19 protein-coding genes and 2 tRNA genes are annotated in these 19,428 nt (G+C 33.8%); 5 read left to right on the top strand and 16 right to left on the bottom strand.

The genetic code is table 11. From position 1 onward, the window contains the following. Together J6Y29_00235 and J6Y29_00230 are read right to left on the bottom strand one after the other, a co-directional pair. A partial coding sequence (locus tag J6Y29_00235) for a hypothetical protein (GenBank protein MBP5426320.1) occupies window positions 1–255 on the bottom strand: 255 nt, incomplete at its 3' end. Between the two features lie 92 nt (window positions 256–347). Further along, window positions 348–836, bottom strand: coding sequence for an LURP-one-related family protein (locus J6Y29_00230; GenBank protein ID MBP5426319.1), 489 nt, complete (start codon window positions 834–836; stop codon window positions 348–350). A gap of 429 nt (window positions 837–1,265) precedes the next feature. Here J6Y29_00230 and J6Y29_00225 point away from each other — a divergent pair, with 429 nt between their 5' ends. Further along, a complete protein-coding gene (locus J6Y29_00225; GenBank protein ID MBP5426318.1) occupies window positions 1,266–2,774 on the top strand; it encodes an oligosaccharide flippase family protein in 1,509 nt (502 codons plus the stop codon). Window positions 2,775–2,779: 5 nt separating this feature from the next. Here the strand turns inward: J6Y29_00225 and J6Y29_00220 are convergent, their stop codons facing one another. From J6Y29_00220 to J6Y29_00205, 4 genes are all read right to left on the bottom strand, one after another. Further along, window positions 2,780–4,450 carry a formate--tetrahydrofolate ligase gene (locus tag J6Y29_00220; protein ID MBP5426317.1) on the bottom strand — a complete coding sequence of 557 codons (1,671 nt, stop codon included), beginning with the start codon at window positions 4,448–4,450 and terminating at the stop codon, window positions 2,780–2,782. Between the two features lie 19 nt (window positions 4,451–4,469). Then, window positions 4,470–5,429: a tRNA dihydrouridine synthase DusB gene (dusB, locus tag J6Y29_00215; protein MBP5426316.1), complete on the bottom strand. Its 960-nt coding sequence runs from the start codon at window positions 5,427–5,429 to the stop codon at window positions 4,470–4,472. A 12-nt stretch (window positions 5,430–5,441) separates the two neighbouring features. Beyond that, window positions 5,442–5,951 (bottom strand): cell division protein ZapA, encoded by a 510-nt coding sequence (locus tag J6Y29_00210; protein MBP5426315.1) that lies wholly within the window; start codon window positions 5,949–5,951, stop codon window positions 5,442–5,444. 67 nt (window positions 5,952–6,018) lie between these two features. After that, entirely contained in the window at window positions 6,019–7,833 is a 1,815-nt protein-coding gene (locus J6Y29_00205) for a hypothetical protein (protein ID MBP5426314.1), read from the bottom strand. A 217-nt stretch (window positions 7,834–8,050) separates the two neighbouring features. Between J6Y29_00205 and J6Y29_00200 the strand changes: the two genes are divergently transcribed. Further along, the gene (locus J6Y29_00200; GenBank protein MBP5426313.1) at window positions 8,051–8,317 is read left to right on the top strand and encodes a Veg family protein; all 267 of its coding nucleotides are present in this window, start codon (window positions 8,051–8,053) and stop codon (window positions 8,315–8,317) included. A gap of 149 nt (window positions 8,318–8,466) precedes the next feature. Next, window positions 8,467–10,002 (top strand): DUF3794 domain-containing protein, encoded by a 1,536-nt coding sequence (locus J6Y29_00195; GenBank protein ID MBP5426312.1) that lies wholly within the window; start codon window positions 8,467–8,469, stop codon window positions 10,000–10,002. A gap of 48 nt (window positions 10,003–10,050) precedes the next feature. Here J6Y29_00195 and J6Y29_00190 read toward each other — a convergent pair whose 3' ends face one another. The 6 genes from J6Y29_00190 to J6Y29_00165 form a co-directional block, all read right to left on the bottom strand. Next, window positions 10,051–10,995 carry a pyruvate ferredoxin oxidoreductase gene (locus tag J6Y29_00190; GenBank protein ID MBP5426311.1) on the bottom strand — a complete coding sequence of 315 codons (945 nt, stop codon included), beginning with the start codon at window positions 10,993–10,995 and terminating at the stop codon, window positions 10,051–10,053. Between the two features lie 14 nt (window positions 10,996–11,009). After that, window positions 11,010–12,194: a pyruvate ferredoxin oxidoreductase gene (gene porA / locus J6Y29_00185; GenBank protein ID MBP5426310.1), complete on the bottom strand. Its 1,185-nt coding sequence runs from the start codon at window positions 12,192–12,194 to the stop codon at window positions 11,010–11,012. Window positions 12,195–12,207: 13 nt separating this feature from the next. Beyond that, on the bottom strand, window positions 12,208–12,519 hold the full coding sequence (locus J6Y29_00180; protein ID MBP5426309.1) for a 4Fe-4S binding protein: 312 nt from the start codon (window positions 12,517–12,519) through the stop codon (window positions 12,208–12,210). Further along, complete coding sequence (locus J6Y29_00175; GenBank protein ID MBP5426308.1) at window positions 12,516–13,094, bottom strand: 2-oxoacid:acceptor oxidoreductase family protein; 579 nt, start codon at window positions 13,092–13,094, stop codon at window positions 12,516–12,518. The genes J6Y29_00180 and J6Y29_00175 overlap by 4 nt, the downstream gene beginning before the upstream one ends. A gap of 389 nt (window positions 13,095–13,483) precedes the next feature. Further along, window positions 13,484–13,801, bottom strand: coding sequence for a DUF2508 family protein (locus J6Y29_00170; protein ID MBP5426307.1), 318 nt, complete (start codon window positions 13,799–13,801; stop codon window positions 13,484–13,486). A gap of 92 nt (window positions 13,802–13,893) precedes the next feature. Further along, entirely contained in the window at window positions 13,894–14,367 is a 474-nt protein-coding gene (locus J6Y29_00165) for a YfcE family phosphodiesterase (GenBank protein ID MBP5426306.1), read from the bottom strand. 158 nt (window positions 14,368–14,525) lie between these two features. Here J6Y29_00165 and J6Y29_00160 point away from each other — a divergent pair, with 158 nt between their 5' ends. Then, window positions 14,526–15,173, top strand: a complete 648-nt coding sequence (locus J6Y29_00160; protein ID MBP5426305.1) for a phosphatidylserine decarboxylase family protein — start codon at window positions 14,526–14,528, stop codon at window positions 15,171–15,173. Next, window positions 15,170–15,727: a CDP-alcohol phosphatidyltransferase family protein gene (locus tag J6Y29_00155; GenBank protein MBP5426304.1), complete on the top strand. Its 558-nt coding sequence runs from the start codon at window positions 15,170–15,172 to the stop codon at window positions 15,725–15,727. The genes J6Y29_00160 and J6Y29_00155 overlap by 4 nt, the downstream gene beginning before the upstream one ends. Before the next feature lie 280 nt (window positions 15,728–16,007). Here J6Y29_00155 and J6Y29_00150 read toward each other — a convergent pair. The 4 genes from J6Y29_00150 to pflB form a co-directional block, all read right to left on the bottom strand. After that, a tRNA-Ser gene (locus J6Y29_00150) sits at window positions 16,008–16,098 on the bottom strand. Between the two features lie 37 nt (window positions 16,099–16,135). After that, a tRNA-Ser gene (locus tag J6Y29_00145) sits at window positions 16,136–16,226 on the bottom strand. A gap of 196 nt (window positions 16,227–16,422) precedes the next feature. Continuing rightward, window positions 16,423–17,154, bottom strand: coding sequence for a pyruvate formate lyase-activating protein (gene pflA, locus J6Y29_00140; protein ID MBP5426303.1), 732 nt, complete (start codon window positions 17,152–17,154; stop codon window positions 16,423–16,425). Between the two features lie 18 nt (window positions 17,155–17,172). After that, on the bottom strand, window positions 17,173–19,422 hold the full coding sequence (pflB, locus tag J6Y29_00135) for a formate C-acetyltransferase (GenBank protein MBP5426302.1): 2,250 nt from the start codon (window positions 19,420–19,422) through the stop codon (window positions 17,173–17,175). Window positions 19,423–19,428 lie beyond the last annotated feature (6 nt).

The raw sequence follows: 19,428 nt of genomic DNA, 5'->3' as shown, positions 1-19,428 counted from the left end.
TCCATCATTAAAGGACTTATCTCCCTTTCCTCCTTGTGACAACACAATGCCTATCCTTACTCCTTCTCCTCTCTTTCTTCCTCCTTCTGATACTCCTTCTGGACTAACATCATCATTTATCATATTAAACAGTAATATCAATCCCACAAATATAACTACACCACCCAAAATTCTCTTATTCCTTTTCTTTTTTAGTGTAGCTACTATCCTGCCCCAAAAACTACGTCCTTCATTATTCTTCATGTTTGTTTCCATACGTGCATCTTCCCCCTTAAAAACATTTTCCAAAACACACTGCTATTATATTATGAGTGCGAACTAATTTCAAGGGAATTTTTCTAAATTCGTCAAATTAAATATGATAATTTTTTGTATTTTATTATGTCCATGGCTATTATAGCTGATATTACAATTGGCACATTTTTTATCTCTCGTATTTGTATATCATATGCCTTAAACATATTGATTACAGTTCTTTGAACTTTCGCGATTTCTTCTTGTCCATTTTTTATTTGAAATTCATTATCTATTACATTCCCCTCTACTAGATACTCACTATTTAGAGACTTTATAAAGAATTTTTTATTGATGATACCTCTGTTCTTACTTACTTCTAATACTTCTCCTCCTGTAAAAATTATTCTATACTTAGGGAAAATACTCCAAACTTTTTTCTTTATTTCACAAATACAATTTTCGGTTAAATCCATCACTTTATGCTTATCCGTTATAGAAAAAGGTTTCTTTTCTACTCGCAAAAGATCTCTTCCACTCGAATCTTTTACACTATATTTCTTTATCAAACTAAATAAATTCTTCTTGAGTAATATCTGCATATATAAGCCCCCTATGTAAATTATTCTGTGACATCTTTTTCTACCTATATCTTAATTTTTTACCATGAAATTCTCTATATTAAGCTAGAGCCTACCTTTTATACCAATATGGGTTTTGGCCATATTGTACTAATATACTAAGATTGCACAAGGCCAACCTCTCGTACCCTCAACAGTTCTTTACTCTTTATGTTAGGGTATTTACTATTATCGTGCCTTCATTATTACTTTAATATCCTATTTTTCGACTAATATTAGTTTATTATATTATCCCAAAATTGTCAATACTATATTTTTCTGGTAAGAGTGTCCTTGCTTGTAGAAGTGAAGATATTCTTACCAAGTATTAGATAAAAAGCTTATTTTACATATCATAATCACTACTTGAATATACTTGCTAATGATAATATTTTTAGAGGTAATTTTTGTATGACAAAACGTTCCTTTACAACTGATGCTCTAATACTTATGTTTGCAGGACTCATAGTTAAAATATTAGGATTCTTTTATAGAATATATCTATCTAACCTCTTAATGGCCGAGGGTATGGGAGTTCGCGAACTTATAACACCGCTTTATTCACTAATCATTATAACCATATCCTCCGGCATATCTATCACTGTATCAGGGCTAGTATCATATGAATCTGCAAAAAAAAATCTAGCAAATTTAAAACGGATCACTAATACAGCTGTAATATTAGCATTTATAGCAAGTAGTATAGTATCAACTTTATTATACATATTTCTAAAAGATATTGTTACTTATTTTTTAAAAGATCAGCGCACACTTTTACCTCTACTTGTTTTCATACCATCTCTTCCATTTATAACTTTATCTAGCGCTATAAAAGGATACTTTTACGGAACATCAAATGTAACACCTACTGCAATCGCGAATATAGTTGAACAAATTGTAAGAATTGCAGGAGTTTTATTTCTTCTAAATAATATGCGATTTTTTTCTATATCACATGCTTTAGCTCTCACTATGGTGGGTACAATTATAAGCGAAATTGCAAGCTTACTCATTCTATTCATATTCTACAAAAAAAATACTTCATCGACAAATGCGTGCTATACTTTATCCATAAAGAAAATTGTGCTAAAAATATTGTCCTTATCATCTTCTATCTCATTTAACAAATTAATCACATCAATATTATCCACCATAGAGACTATATATATCCCAAGTAGACTTGTACTCTCTGGTTTATCATGGACACAAAGTGTTGAGTCTTTAGGTAAATTGTCTGGTATGGCAATGCCCTTAATTCTATTCCCATCTATCGTAACTAACTCTCTATCAACAACACTTATCCCCGCCATATCAGAGGGACTTGCCACTAACAATTACAAAAGCATTAACTTAAAAATTTCAAAGTCTATTTGCTTAACCAGTTCTCTCGGATTTATCTTCATGATCACCTTTATGACATTTTCGCATCAAATAAGCTCATTAATATACAAAACCACAGATATTTCGTCTATACTATACCTTTTATCCTTTACTTCAATCCTTCTGTACTTAAACCAAATACTTCAGGGAATACTAAATGGTCTAAATGAGCAAACCTTCTCCCTGATTAGTTCTACTATATGCTACGGCATAAGAATACTTTTTGTATTTTTTGTAATTCCAAAATACGGTATATCAGGATTTATTTTGGGCCTAATTTTGGCACTATCCATAAGTTTTGTTCTAAACCTAATTGTTATACTAAAACGCACAAGCCTAATTATAGACTTAAAAAATTGGATTTTTAAACCGTCTATTGTATCAATCATAATGCTTATCATCAATAAATATATACTAAGCTTTTTTAGCATACTAAAACTTAATACATCCCTACATACTATAGTATCTGTTGGCACAAGCATTATGATTGCATGCTTTTTGATGTCTTTACTAAATTTAGCCAACGAAGCCCGCATTTGAGCACATTAGAACAATCCGTATATATTACCGTTATCATCTATTCCCATATTTACTGCAGCCGGCTCTTTAGGAAGCCCAGGCATTGTTATTATATCTCCCGTCATAACTACAATAAATCCTGCACCATTCGACAATGACACTTCACGTACGTTTATATTAAATCCACTTGGCCTTCCTAAAAGCTTCGCATCATCAGATAATGAATACTGTGTCTTTGCTATACAAACGGGTAGATTATCTCGTCCAATTTTCTCTATTTGTCTTATCCCCCTTCTTGCTTCTTTTGTATAGGTTACTCCAGCTGCACCATATATTTCTTTTGCCACCACTTCAATCTTTTTCTCTAAGCTATCTTCAACACCATATAAAGGCTTAAATTTTGTTTTATGCGAATCTATTAATTGAACAAGATTCTTGGCAACATCAATTCCACCATCTGAACCTTTACAAAACATATCTGACACACTAACACTAACATTTAATTCTTTACACAACTTGGTTAACATATCTATTTCATCTTCAGTATCCGTTACAAATTTATTTATAACGACACACACTGGAACTCCAAACTTTTTTATATTCTCCACATGCTTATTTAAATTAACAAAGCCGCGCTTTAATGCAGCAACATCCTTAAAAGCTAAATTTTTCTTTTCGATGCCCCCGTTATATTTTAACGCTTTAACTGTAGCAACAATAACCACGGCATCTGGTACCAACTCTTGATCTCGACATTTTATATCGAAAAATTTCTCTGCACCTAAATCCGCACCAAATCCAGCCTCTGTTATACAATAATCCGCAATCTTTAACCCCATCTTCGTAGCTATAACACTGTTGCATCCATGCGCAATGTTAGCAAAAGGCCCACCATGCATTATAACTGGTGTATTCTCCAACGTTTGCACAAGATTCGGTTTTATTGCATCCTTTAATAACAACGTCATAGCGTTCTCTGCTTTAAGATCACTCGCGTACACCGGACAATTATCATAATTATAGCCCACTATTATCCTACCTAGTCTATTTTTTAAATCGCATAAATCTTTTGCCAAACACAATATTGCCATAACTTCAGATGCAACAACTATACTAAATCCATCTTCTCTTGTTACTCCATTTGTCTTTCCCCCAAGCCCAACTACAATTTTTCGGAGTGTTCTGTCGTTCATATCTATTGCTCTTTTCCACACAACACGACTAGGATCTATCCCCAATTCATTTCCCTGATGAATATGATTGTCTATTAGCGCAGATAATAAGTTATTTGCTGCAGCTATTGCGTGCATGTCTCCTGTGAAATGTAAATTTATATCCTCCATTGGTACAACCTGCGAATAGCCTCCTCCCGCAGCTCCACCCTTTAGCCCCATAACCGGGCCTAATGAAGGCTCTCTAAGCACTATTATCGCATTTTTACCAATTTTCTTCATTGCTTGACCTAATCCAACAGTTATTGTTGTTTTTCCTTCCCCTGCTGGAGTCGGATTTATAGCTGTTACTAGCACAAGCTTCCCGTTCTTTGCACTCTTAAGATTATCAAATAGATTTAGCGATATTTTAGCTTTATAATTGCCATACAATTCTAAATATTCCTCGTCTATACCGGCATCCTTTGAAACTTCTCTGATATTTTTCATGTTAGCTTTCATTGCAATCTCTATATCACTATTCATCTCTATGTCACCCTCCAACTTAAATATCTTTTAATTCGTGAAGTTTAGAAATTACTTCTTCATAATCCGATATCCTAAATATTTGCTCTTTTATTTTTGACGAATTTCTGACTCCTTTTAAATACCAACCTATATGTTTTCTCATTTCTAATATAGCTGTTCGTTCTCCCTTTTGCTGTATCATCATGTTCATGTGGCGTATTATATAATTCATTTTATCTGAAACACTAACCTGTACCTTTTCCTCATTACCATCTAAATAATTTATCACTTCTCTAAAAATCCATGGATTGCCTAATGCTCCCCTCCCTATCATAACACCATCACAACCTGTTTCTTGTAACATCCTTTTTGCATCTTCTCCTGATGTAATATCACCATTGCCTATTACTGGTATAGATACCGCCCTTTTCACTTTTGCTATTATATCCCAATCTGCATTACCTCTATACTGTTGGCTTCTGGTTCTGCCATGCACTGATATTGCAGATGCTCCAGCATACTCAATTCTCTTAGCAACTTCCACTGCATTTATATTGTCATCATCATATCCCTTTCTTATCTTCACAGTAACAGGTTTTTGGGACTTTTTACAAACCGCACTAACTATTTTTTCTATTAACGAAGGGGTTAACATAAGTGCACTCCCATCTCCATTTTTAGTTATCTTCGGTGCCGGACATCCCATATTTATATCCAACACACAAAATCCGCTTTCATTTAATCGGCATACCACATTTGCCATAATATCTGGATCACTTCCGAATATCTGCACTCCAACATACTTTTCAGCGCAATCAATATCTAATAACTTTTTAGTTTTCTCATCATTATAGTACAATCCCTTAGCACTTACCATTTCAGTAAATGTCATTCCCGCTCCTTGCTCTTGGCACAGTACCCTAAACGGCTTATCTGTTATTCCAGCCATGGGCGCCAAAAATACATTATTGCCCACTTCAATATTACCTATTTTCATACTACTCTCCCTCTACTGCAATCGTGATTTATCATCTACTAATGCTGACTTTAACTCTATTAATGAGAAATGCAAATTATTGCTTTTTTCCTTTTCCTTGGCCAATTCTTCCAACATTTTATCCCTCTCTATTAGAAGATTACTTATGTTTTCGTACGCCAATTTTAATTCTTCCTTATAGTTATTAACACTTTTATCCTCAGATAACTCATTTTTTAGCTTTGCATTATCGCACTTTAACTCATCTATTTCCTTTTTTAATGCTGCTATTTTATTCCCATCTTCATATTCTTGCCGTACTTTAAACAACTCATCCGCAATATTAAACGCAGTTAGCACACCTGCATCCTTTAACCCCAAATTATTGTTGCTACACATAATTCTATTAATCCTATTATCAACATACTCTGCAAGCTCATGTAGATACTCTACAGGCTCCTTCCCTACTAATGTATAATTATAACCGCTTATACTTATCTCAACTTTATTCTTACCGTCCATCAAAAAAACATCTCCCTCCATTTTTTGTTAAACTTCTTTCACCATTATACTACAAAATACACTCTTATCTACATATTTTTGTAATTTTTTATTCTAAACTCTCATTTATCTTTACGCTATTACCTAATGTATCAACAACCACAACAACTGTAGGCTCTATTATACCAGCATTTCTTACAGTGCAATCTATTATAATATCCTCAGGCATGTCCTGTTTAAACACAATTTTTCTTCCGTCTTTGTACGAAATCTCCTTTATCCCTGCTATTGAGGATACTTTACATCTTCTTATTAAGTTATCTTCAACTAATTCCTCTGTCACAATAGGAGCACTACTTAATTCTTCTAAATCCACTAAATAACTTTTGTTCTCTTTATAAAATACTTTAATACCAGTAGTATTTTCTCTTACTTTATACGCACCTATTGCCCTATTTGTACTTTCTAAAAACCTTTCTATAACGTTATCATCCTGATCTGTAATCTTTACTATACCTCTTTTATCTTCTACATCTATCGATAAACGTGACCCCACTACATTTTTATATTTTTTATTTATTTTCCTCATTACATCATTTATACTCAAAACTTCCATATTACCTACTCCATCACACGCCCTAATAGAAGATTCTCCATTTAAATCCTCAAAATTATATGTAAAATCCCCTACAGGATAATCATTATATACCTCAATATCTACATCATCTAATTTAACACTATCAAGCCCTGATTTATCCTTTTTTACGTTTATGGTATAACCCGCATCACTATAATTCACAGTAATAATAGGGCCTACATTGTCTACCTCTACATTCTCTAGCGAAATTTTTTTCTTATTATCTACTCCATCACAAACAATTAAGTGAGTATTTCCCTCTATGACATCACTTTTTACAAACTCTTTCTCACTAATTCCCATTATATCTCTTATGATTGTCTCGCTGTCTAATTCTCTATTATAAAATGAAATCTTCTTTATTCCACTCTTATCGTCCTGTATCTCTATAAATAATTTGCTATTATCCCCATTTTTAAATGCTCTTACTACATCTGGCGCAGTTACATCTGTATCTAACTTTAAAAGCACATTTTTTATATTATTTGTACCATAATTAACTAAAATCTCTTCAGTACCCGGATCGGTATTGTACACACGCTCTACACTCCTACCTACACCTGACTCTATTACTTCTCCATCTGGATACATTATATCTTTTATTCTTTCTGCCGAGTCTGCAAGCTTTATTAAAATTTTATCCCCATTCATATTTTTTACTGCCTTTGCCACATTAAGATCTATATCTCTGGCAAGTAACTGCTTTCTATTACCAAACACATCATATATCCTAATACCTCCATTTAAGTCTTCCATCTCTAAACTAAGATCTGCAGTTTTGGGCATCTTACTAAAAATCACTCTAGCTGATTCATACTCTACTAGATCCCCATCTTCCCTCTTAACATCATTTACTTGATAAACACCCGCTTCATCTTCCACCTTTAAGCATATCCTACTATTGGCTATATCTTTGTATTTCCACATAATCCTAGGAGAAACCACGTCGGTTATTGCATCGCAATCTTGTAAATCCACTAATATGTACTCTGAATTATTAAAATAAACTCTAACTTTTTTATTCGCTGGGCAAGTAAACAACGCACTTTTGTCATCTAGTTGCTCTGGCACTATCAAAACCCCATTTGCGTCTGCTATCTTATATATTTTTTCCGACAATTTTAACTTATACTTTGTATATTGCCTATTTGTATATATTTCCTCCACTTTGGCTGCTCCTGCAACATAATTGCTTCCTACTACACAAAAGCAAAATACTGCAGTCCCAATTAATAAATCTTTTAGCCACTTTCCTTTCCTTATGTTATTTGAGCTCGAGACTTTCAAAATATTCTCCCCCTATTATTACTCAATTTTTAGTTCTATATTCGAAATTTAACGTATCTCTTAACATAACAGTTCTATTATCCCATTATTGCACAAAAATTACAATACTAATTTTTTAATTAATCTTAATTTATACTAAAATTTTAAAATATGCCTTTACATTTTATGTATTTTATGCTATAATTTTGATCACACAAAAGAATATAGAGGTGATTCAATGATATCGAAGTCTGATTTAAATCAAGTAAAGAAAGATATTGCTGCCTATGTTGGATACAAGATACAACTTAAGTCCAACAAGGGAAGAAGAAGTTCTTTCGTACAAGAAGGTGTCCTTGAAAATACATATCCAAGTATTTTTATTGTGAAATTTGAAAATGATTATGAAGTCACACGCAGAGTTTCTTTTAGCTACACAGATATTTTAACTAATTCCGTAGAAATAAAAATTTGCAACAGTAGTACGAAAGCCCACGTAAGTTAAACTTTAAGTTTTTGACAAGCTTTTTTAGTCGTACTATTTTTGTACGCTAAAAAAGCTTAGTAATATTTTTTAGTGTACTACGTCGTACCAACTAATCATATACATAGCATTAGAGAATTACTATTATATGCTTTAGGGAGGCACTTTAAATGGAGTTGGTTAACGATTGTATTTATCTAAAGAAAGATATTTCTAAAAATTCCTCTCATTTCAATATAACAACAGATGTTGTCATACCAGAATTTAAATCTACACTAAAGAAAATAATTAATTGCTATGAAGATGTACTCATACGCGACATATCCTTTGACAGTAATAAAGTTGTACTAACAGGTATAATCAACTACAATATAGTATATTATTCACCAAATTATACCTTAGACAGTATAACACATAGTTTAAAATTCTCACACGAAATATCTCTACCAAGCATTCCACCAGATTCTATATTTGACGCCACTGTAAACATAGAAAACTCTGAATACGAAATTCTAAATGAACATCGTATTATAATAAAACATATAGCTGTAGCCTTTTTAGATCATCATCAGCGTATAAAAATCGATGTATTATCTGATGTACAAGATAGCGATAATATACAAATTTTAAAAAATTCTATAGACGTTCCAAATTATTTAGGGCACGTATGTGAAAAACTTTTTTTTAAAGAAAATATAGAATTAAACTCCAAAAATTCATCTATATATCAAATACTTAAAATTGATACTAACATAAAAAACACATCTTACAAGATTGTGGACGATAAAGCTCTTGTATCAACGACCTTTGAATGTAATCTGCTATATCTAACAGATAACTTGGAATCACCTATTGATTCATTTACTTTTGAAAAAGATTTATCTCAAATAGTAAACATGCCAGGCTTAACTGATACAGCTTACTTAAATTGCTCACTTAATATATCAGACTTTAATTTAAAACCAATTGAAAACGCCGACGGAGAACAAAATATCTTAGACTGTGAGGCTATATTCGATATACATGTATATGCTTCTTTAAATAAAACTATCTATACCATAGAAGATGCATATTCTGACTCCTTTGACATAAATCTAGAAAAAGAATCATTACCTATACAAAATATATCTCAAACCTTAAACGAAAACTTTTATCTAAAAAACACATTACCTCTAAATTCCAATTCCTCTGACATAAATGTATATAATTTAAATACTCGTATACTATTTAGTGAATGCAAAATAATAAACAATAAAATTATACTCGAAGGTATTGTTAATGTGGCTGCTTTTATAATGGACGATACCCAACAAGAAAAATTTAGAGTCCTTGTGCAAGAGTATCCTATAAAACACACCCTAGACAGAAATGTATGTGACACTGACACGTGCCATTATCAAATAAATATAGACAAAGTAGATTACAACATAAATATAGAAAACAACTTAGAATTTAGAATAAATCTGTGTATTAATGCTAACATCATAAGCTACAAAGAAATCACTCTTAGCACCAATATAGCATACACTCCTTTGGACCAGTCGTTTGTTAAAGACAAACCAAACTTAATTGTCTATTTTACACAAAAAAATGACACCCTGTGGTCTGTAGCAAAAAAATACCTCACCACAATCGATGCACTAAAAAGCATTAACGGCCTAACAAATGACTCTCTAGAACCTAATCAACAACTGCTTATTATGTAGTGGAACACAAGACTAACTTCAATTTTAAGTTAGTCTTGCCCCATTTTTTTATTGCTGATTTGTCAATTCTTCTAACTTTAATAATCTTTCCCATTTTCTATCAACTTCCACTTGAATATCTTCTAACAAATGCTCATTGCCTGCCTTAAACAAATGTTTAAATCTTCCTTGTAATTTTAAATATTCAGTTACTGGCAACTTGTTCTTTGGTTTATATGTGATATTATATTTTCCATCCACAACTTCATATAAAGGCCAAAAACATGTCTCTACTGCCATTTTATTTAATAACATTAAATCAGGAGTATTGTATCTCCATCCTCTAGGACATGGTGCCAACACATTCAAAAATGCTGCTCCCTTAGTATAAATCGCCTTTTCTGCCTTCTCGTATAAATCTTTCATATTACCTATTGGCGCTGATTGCGCTACATATGGTATATTGTGACTTGCCATTACCTCTGTTAACTCTTTCCTCGATTGCAATTTCCCTGGTATAACTTTTCCTGCAGGTGAAGTTGTCGTATCAGCGTACTTAGGTGTTGCCGACGACCTTTGTATTCCTGTATTCATATATGCTCCATTATCATAGCATACATACACCATATCATGACCTCTCTCCATTGCTCCTGATAATGATTGAAAACCTATATCATATGTTCCTCCATCTCCACCAAAAGTAATGAACTTAGTCTCACCTTTTAATTTACCTCTTTTTTTCATTGACGTATATGCTGCCTCTGCTCCAGATACTGTAGCTGCAGCATTCTCAAATGCATTGTGGATAAATGAGTCCTTCCATGCTGTATACGGATATAGGAAAGTTGACACCTCCAAACATCCTGTAGCACTTCCGATAACTGCATGATCCTCGGGTTTTAACGCTTTTAATACTTGTCTTACTACTATTGGTGCTCCACATCCAGCACACATTCTATGTCCACCTGTTAATCTTTCAGGTTTTTTTGCAACTTCTTTTAAATTATAAGCCATATTTTAGCACCCCCCTACTCTTCAATACCAAGGTAATTGTAAACTTCTTTAACAACACCTGTATTAGCTATCTCTAATAATTCGTTATAAACTGACTCAAGATCAGTTGCCTTTACGTCTTTTCCACCAATTCCATAAATATAGTTTACTATCTTAGGTCCTATCTTTTGTTTTGCATACATTGCGCTTGTTACATCTGTAAACAAAGGTCCTCCTGCCGCATTAAACGACATCGCTTTATCCATAACCGCAACTGCAGCAAACCTACTCAACGTTTTCGCTATTTCATCTACTGGGAATGGTCTAAATACTCTTACTTTAACTAGACCAACCTTCTTCCCTTCTTTTCTTAAATGATCAACTACATACTTAGCTGTTCCTGCTGATGAGTTCATTATCACCATAACAACTTCTGCATCCTCTGTTTTATACTCCTCAAACAAACCATATCTTCTGCCTGTTAATGTATAAAATTCCTCTGCTATTTCTAGTATTACATTCTTAGCATCTTTCATCGCTTGTTGTTGCTGTATTTTATGCGCGAAACAATGCCATTGCATATCTAATGGACCTACCGCAATAGGATCTTCCCTGTTTAACAAATACTCTTTTGGTTTGTACTCTCCAACAAACTCTTTTACCTTTGTATCCTCTTCTAACTCTATATTTTCTATCGCATGTGATGTTATAAATCCATCTTGGCATACCATAACTGGCAACAAAACATCTGGATGTTCTGCTATTCTATGTGCCATAAGCATATTATCATATGCCTCTTGGTTATTCTCTGAATACAACTGTATCCAACCTGCATCACGTGCTCCCATTGAATCACTATGATCATTGTGTATATTTAGCGGGCCCGATAATGTCCTATTAACACAAGCCATAACTATAGGCAATCTTGATGCTGCCGCTATATATAATTCCTCCCACATCAACGCAAGTCCATTTGCTGATGTAGCTGTCATTGCTCTACCTCCAGCTGCTTCTGCACCAACGCACGCAGACATAGCACTGTGTTCTGATTCAACTGCAACAAATTCTGTATCTACAACACCATCTGCCACATATGTTGAAAAATATTGTGGTACCTCGGTAGAAGGCGTTATTGGAAATGCTGCAACAACATCTGGGTTTATTTGTTTCATGGCAAGCGCCATTGCTTCATTACCGCTCATTCTTTCTCTAATCGACATTTTTTTATCCCTCCTACTTACTTTCTTCTACAAAATCTATCGCATCAAAAGGACACACTTTAACACATATGCCACAACCTTTGCAATGATCAAAATCAAAATCTTTTCTCTTGCCATCTTCATCTACTGGTATCGCTGCATCAGGACATACTGGATAACACAACAGACACTGCTTACATTTTTCTTCTATAAACACTGGCTTCATTGAACGCCAATCCCCAGTTCTAACTAAGCTTGCATTGCCAGCACAAGCGATTGTACCACCCTTTGTAATATCTTGCCACTTAACATTATCTGGAACTGCTTTTAATTCTTTCTCTTTCACGATTCCTTCACCTCCTGCATAGACCTCTCCAATGCCTTTATATTACCTTCTATAACTTCAGGTTTCTTGGCAAATTTATGTTTGAAAGAATCCACCATGTCTTTTAAGAAAACTTCTTCTTCCATAACTTTACTTACCTTTACAACTGCGCCCATCATAGGCGTGTTAGGGAAATATTTACCTAGTGTATCAATTGAAATTTTTCTTGCATCAACTGTGCACACCTTACCTTTATACCCTTTGAGTAGATGTCTTATCTCCTCTGGTTCTTTGGATGAATTGACTATTATCGCCCCATCTTCTTTCAATCCTGCCGTAACATCTACACTGTTTAATAAGCTATCATCTACAACAACTACATAATCCGGTTCATAAATATTACTGTGAATTGTTAGTCTTTCATCACTAATTCTGTTATAAGCTGTTATCGGTGCTCCCATTCTCTCTGGGCCATATTCCGGGAATCCTTGAATATATTTTCCTGTGTTAAACGCTGCATCTGCTAACAATAAAGATGCTGTCTTAGCACCTTGGCCACCTCTGCCGTGCCACCTGATCTCAACTACTTTTCCCATACTAGAAAAACCCCCTCTTTTTTAGAACCTACACTATTCTAGTTTAATCTTCTTTAAAACCACGGTACAGACTGATCTTGCTCATAGCTGCAATTCCCAAGCTACAAACAAGCATGGTCCTCCCTCTATGAACCACTCTCATCACTCATAGTCATATTTAAGTTGAGAGGTCTTCTTGCTACACCACTGTCGATATACCAATTAAGTCATATATTGGTATATAATAAAACAATGTTTACAAGCTTATAAGTTCGGCTGGCTCGCCGCCTACCACAAAAGCATTGTATCAACAAATTTTATGTTTGTCAATACAATGCTTTATACAATTAATAAACTAATATCCTTTTGTAGCAAGGGTTTTATTGACTTGGTTAAACTTTTTTTATTTTCTATTTTTTTGAATATATACCAACTCGGTTTTCACATATCAAAGGGGCTTTCACGCCTTCTTTTTTTGCTTTTTTTATTAACTCCTGATATCTTGCCTCATACGCTTTTATCTTATACGCATAATAATCCACACTATCCTTAGTATTAGCTAGTTCAAAATTATTTTTTGCCACTTTCCATTCATACATTACACTATTTATATTTTGTACTAAATCCAACAATTTTTCCTGTTCGTTTTCATTTCTTTTATGAAATTTTCTGTCACATGTCTCTAAAAAATTATTTATATACTTTTTAATTTTAATGTAAGTATTCATAAGAGTAAAGCCTCCTTGAGCTAAATATTTACATACTAATTATAAGCACATTTTTTATTTTTATTCACATGCAAAAAAAATATTCATAAAAATCATATGTACATTACATTGTTATGTATCACTCCATCAATATCAATTACACTATATGAAGCCCTTCCATCAAATGGCCTTCCTATACTTCCTGGATTTAAAAATAAAATATCTTCCACATATACTTCCTTTTTCCTATGCGTATGTCCCATAAATACAGCATCAATTCCATTTCTTTTACACTTTTCTATAAGCCTTTTGGTACCATAAATACCTTCATACGTATGTCCATGTATTAACAATATTTTCTTACCCTCATAAAAAACCTCTTTTTCTTCTGGAACTGCATCATCAAAATCATTATTTCCTAAAACATAATCAAATTGTATGTTATAATATGTAACCTGAGCAAGTTTTATATCTTCTATTCCATCTCCTAAAAAAAACACTCGATCAATTGCATCTAAATTTCTATCTATTGCTTCTATTATCCTATCTACTTTACCATGAGAATCGCTTATAACCAATGCTGACACAAATTACATCCCCTTTTTCATTTGTTAAATTACATCTTATTGTACTACACTTATCGTCAAAAGAATAGTTAATTTATTATGCCTATTGAAAAAATATTTAAATAATGCTAGAATTTCTTTAGGTCGAGCAAAATAAAAACCAAAAGGAGAGTTTTTTTATGCGATTTAGAAATTTATTACCCATTGCATCAGGGGCGTATAATTGTGTAGTTATTTGTGTACTAGTATCTCTCGCATTTTTTGCATTGAAACTTGATATACTAATGTACTTTTGTCTTACTCTCACAGTATTTGTAATATTTTTCTTTAGAGATCCTGTAAGACGAACACCACCTGGTGATAACATTATTGTATCTCCTGCAGATGGAAAAATATTATGTATAGAGGAAGTGTTCGAAGACACTTTTTTTCATACAAAAGCTACTAGAGTTGTTATTGTGTTATCATTGTTTAATGTTCACATAAACAGAAGTCCCATTACAGGTGTTGTTCGATACAAAAAATACACTCATGGAAAATTTATTCCTGTATTCAAAGATCATTTCTGTAGCAACAATGAACGTAATTCTTTGGGAATAGAAGATGCTAATGGAGTAAAAGTCTTGGTTAATCAAATAACTGGATTTCTTGCAAGACGAATTGTCTGTTCCGCTAAAAAAAATTCCAATTTGGTTTTAGGTGAAAAATATGGTATGATTAAGTTCGGATCGTGCGTTGAATTATTTGTACCAACAAATGTAACTTTAAGAGTATCAACTGGAGACAAGGTAAAAGCGTTGTCTAGTATAATAGGGGTGATAAATTGAAGAATTATAAAAAGGTTATACCTAATATGTTAACATTAATTAATCTATCTTTGGGAGTGGTAGCAATACTCTTGTCTTGTCAAGGGCAGCGAAACATTTCAATTAATCTTTTGATTAATTCCTCTCTACTCATAATGCTTGCTGCTGTAACAGACCGATTCGATGGAAAAGCTGCAAGACATTTTGACGTAGTTAGTGATTTTGGAAAAGAATTGGACTCTCTATCTGATTTAATATCATTTGGAGTGGCTCCCATTATTGTCGCTTGGAAAATAAGCTTTATGCAGTGGGGTGTTATTGGGTATCTGCTACCTATAATATTTCCAGTCGCCGGCGCATACAGGCTTGCCAGATACAATGTGACACCATTTAATAATGTATTCCAAGGAATCCCTATAACCATCGCAGGTTTATTCCTTACAATAGTCAATTTATACAATGCATTTTCTTTATTGACAAAAAGAACTGTTGTGTTTAATCCATACTTTATGTTGGCTTTGATAATATTTTTATCTTATCTAATGATTAGTAAATTAAGCATAAAAAAAGTTTAGGACAATCATCCTAAATCTTTTAATAGATCGCCGCTAAAATACAATGCGGCGTTTCTTTCCAACATTGCAACAATTTGCTACATCACTAAAAAACACATCATTAATGTTTTATAGTTACTGTCTTTGCTCATAGACTTTAATATCTAGAAAAAACTTCCTCAAGCAAATATTTATTTAGATATCTCATTGACAAAAAAAGAAAGACCTCCAAATTTGGACATCCCCCAACCATATCTTCTTTCACCTTACAATTATCCAAAATCAACTCTCGCACTAATGTTGGCGGAGAAGCGGGGATTCGAACCCCGGCTCCGATTTCTCGAACTAACGGTTTAGCAAACCGTCCCCTTCGGCCTCTTGGGTACTTCTCCATTAAAACTTACAATATCTAACACTATTTTTCTTTATTGGCGGAGAGAGTGAGATTCGAACTCACGGTAGGCTCACACCTACGCCGGTTTTCAAGACCGGTGCCTTAAACCAGCTCAACCATCTCTCCATCAGATACTTCGTATCACCAACATCAATTATAATACACAAAAACTTATCGCTTGTCAAGACATTTTTTAAAAAAACTTTTGACTTTTTTTGGAAATTATAATACCTCTTTTTTTTAGTAGTAAACCCCCAATTTAGTGTTAAACTTAAACTTGGGGGTTAATAATCCTTTTTCTTTTTATCTAACTATTTTTTCTTTAATATTCACCTTTTTCTAATATCTTGCGAGCCTCTAATATTTGTTCATCAGAAGGAGGTTTTACTCCCTCAAGTGGATACGTAATACCCATATCATACCACTTATGCTTTCCCATATCATGATATGGTAAAACTTCTACTCTCTTTACAGTCTTTAAAGTTTCTATAAATTCTCTTGTCTTTATTAAATCCTCTTTAGAATCTGTATACCCTGGCACTAACACCTGTCTTATCCATATATCTATCCCATTATCTGATAAATACCTTGCAAACTCCAACTCATTCTTGTTAGAATAACCTATTAATGCTTTACATTTATCATCTCTTATATGTTTTATGTCTAATAACACTGTGTCTGTATGCTCTAGCACCTCTTTTATTGTATCTGTAAGCCTTAAGCATCCCGATGTATCCAAACATGTTGTCATGCCGTTTTCGTGTGCTTTAATAAACAACTCTTTCACAAATTCCGGCTGCAATAAAGGTTCACCACCTGATACTGTTATTCCTCCTTCGCCCGATGCAAGCATATAAGGTTTACACTTTAGCGCCTTTTCTATCACTTCCGATACCGTGTATTCGGTGCCACCTTTTAGTGGTACTGTATCTCTATTCTGACAGAACTTGCACCTTAAGTGACACCCTTGCAAAAACACAATAAACCTTATACCTGGTCCATCTGCTGCACCAAAAGTCTCAAATGAATGTACCTTACCTACCAATTCATCGATACACACAGCTAATTCCCCTTACACTTTCTCATGGATAGTTCGGTTTATAACATCCAACTGCTGCTCCCTTGTAAGCTTAATGAAGTTTACAGCATATCCAGAAACCCTTATTGTCAACTGTGGATACTTCTCTGGATGTTCCATTGCATCTAATAACAACTCTCTATTGAATACATTCACATTAACATGATGCGCCAACTGTGCAAAATACCCATCCAACAAAGCTGTTAGGTTCTTAACACGCATATCTATATTCTCTCCTAACGCTGAAGGTACTATCGCAAATGTATATGATATTCCATCCTCAGAATCCTTGTAGTTTAACTTAGCTAATGAATTCAACACTGCAACTGCTCCATTTTTATCTCTTCCGTGTATTGGATTTGCTCCAGGTCCAAATGGCTCTCCTGCTCTTCTTCCGTCTGGCGTGTTTCCTGTTGCCTTTCCATAAACCACGTTAGATGTAATTGTCAATATTCCTAGTGTTGGTCTTGCATCTCTATATGTCTTTTGCTTTCTTAACCTGTTCATGAATTCTTTTTGTACAAGAGCTGCAATCTCATCTACTCTATCATCATCGTTACCAAACTTAGGGAAGTCTCCCTCTACTTCATAATCAACTACTAGCCCATTTTCATCTCTTATTGTTTTAACCTTAGCATACTTCATGGCTGAGAATGAATCTGCTACTATTGACAATCCTGCTATTCCTCCTGCCATTGTTCTTATTACATCCTTATCATGTAACGCCATAGCCAAGCTCTCGTAAGAATATTTGTCATGCATATAATGTATGATGTTTAACGCATCTATATAAATCTTCGCCACATAATCCATCATTTGCATGTATCTGTCCCATACCTCATCATGATCTAGATACTCTGATGTTATTGGTGCAAATTTAGGTCCTACCTGTTTCTTAGATACTTCATCTACTCCTCCATTTATTGCGTACAACAATGTCTTAGCTAAATTAGCACGAGCTCCAAAGAACTGCATTTGCTTTCCTATTCTCATTGGTGATACACAACAAGCTATACCATAGTCATCCCCTAAGTATACTCTCATCTGATCATCATTCTCATATTGAATGGAGGATGTCTCTATCGAAATTTTTGTTACATAATCCTTGAATCCTTTTGGCAAACGTGTACTCCATAAAACTGTTATATTTGGCTCTGGTGCTGTACCCATTGTCTCTAAAGTATGAACTAATCTGAATGAATTTTTTGTAACCAATGTTCTTCCATCTATACCCATTCCTCCAACGCTCTCTGTTACCCAAACTGGATCTCCTGAGAATAACTCGTTGTACTCTGGTGTTCTTATAAATCTTACCATTCGAAGCTTCATTACAAAATGATCCATTAATTCTTGAGCTTCCTCTTCTGTCAACTTTCCACTTTGTATATCTTTCTCAATATATATATCCAAAAATGTTGATACTCTACCTAAGCTCATTGCTGCACCATTTTGCTGTTTAACTGCACCCAAATATCCAAAATATGTCCACTGTATTGCCTCTTGTGCAGTCTTTGCAGGTCTTGAAATGTCGAATCCATATGAGTTCGCCATTTTCTTCAAATCTTCTAGAGCTTTTATTTGTTCGCAAATTTCCTCTCTTTGTTGTACTATCTCTGGACTCATCCACACTCCAACTGCATTGCTAAACTCTTCTTTCTTCTGAGCAATCAACTCATCTACACCATATAGTGCAATTCTTCTATAGTCTCCTATAATTCTTCCTCTACCATATCCATCTGGTAATCCTGTCAAAAGCTTATTACTTCTCGCTTTTCTTATTTCAGGTGTATAACCTTCAAACACACCGTCGTTGTGTGTCTTCCTGTAATGCGTATAAATATCCTTTATTTTATCTGATACTTCAAATCCATACGCTTCACAAGATTTTTCAACTATACGTATTCCACCCTCAGGCATAATTGCCCTCTTTAATGGTTCATCTGTTTGCAATCCAACAATAGTTTCTAGATTTTTGTCTATATACCCTGGAGAATGACTTGTTATTGTTGATGCAACATCACACGAGCATTTATACACTCCACCATTATTTCTCTCTTTTTCAAGAAAGTCAAACAACATTCCTAAAAGTTTTTTTGTTCTATCTGTTGGTCCTTTTAAAAATGAACTATCTCCTTCATATGGAGTATAATGAATCTGTATAAAATCTCTGACATCTATATACTGACTCCACTTTCCTTTCTTGAATCCCAATTCTTTCCACTCGGCTTTATAATTTATAGCCATTTACAA

It is taken from the genome of Clostridiales bacterium (assembly GCA_017961515.1).
Taxonomy (GTDB): Bacteria; Bacillota; Clostridia; order Acetivibrionales; family RGIG10202; genus RGIG10202.
This window is presented reverse-complemented; position numbering and strand designations above follow the sequence as displayed.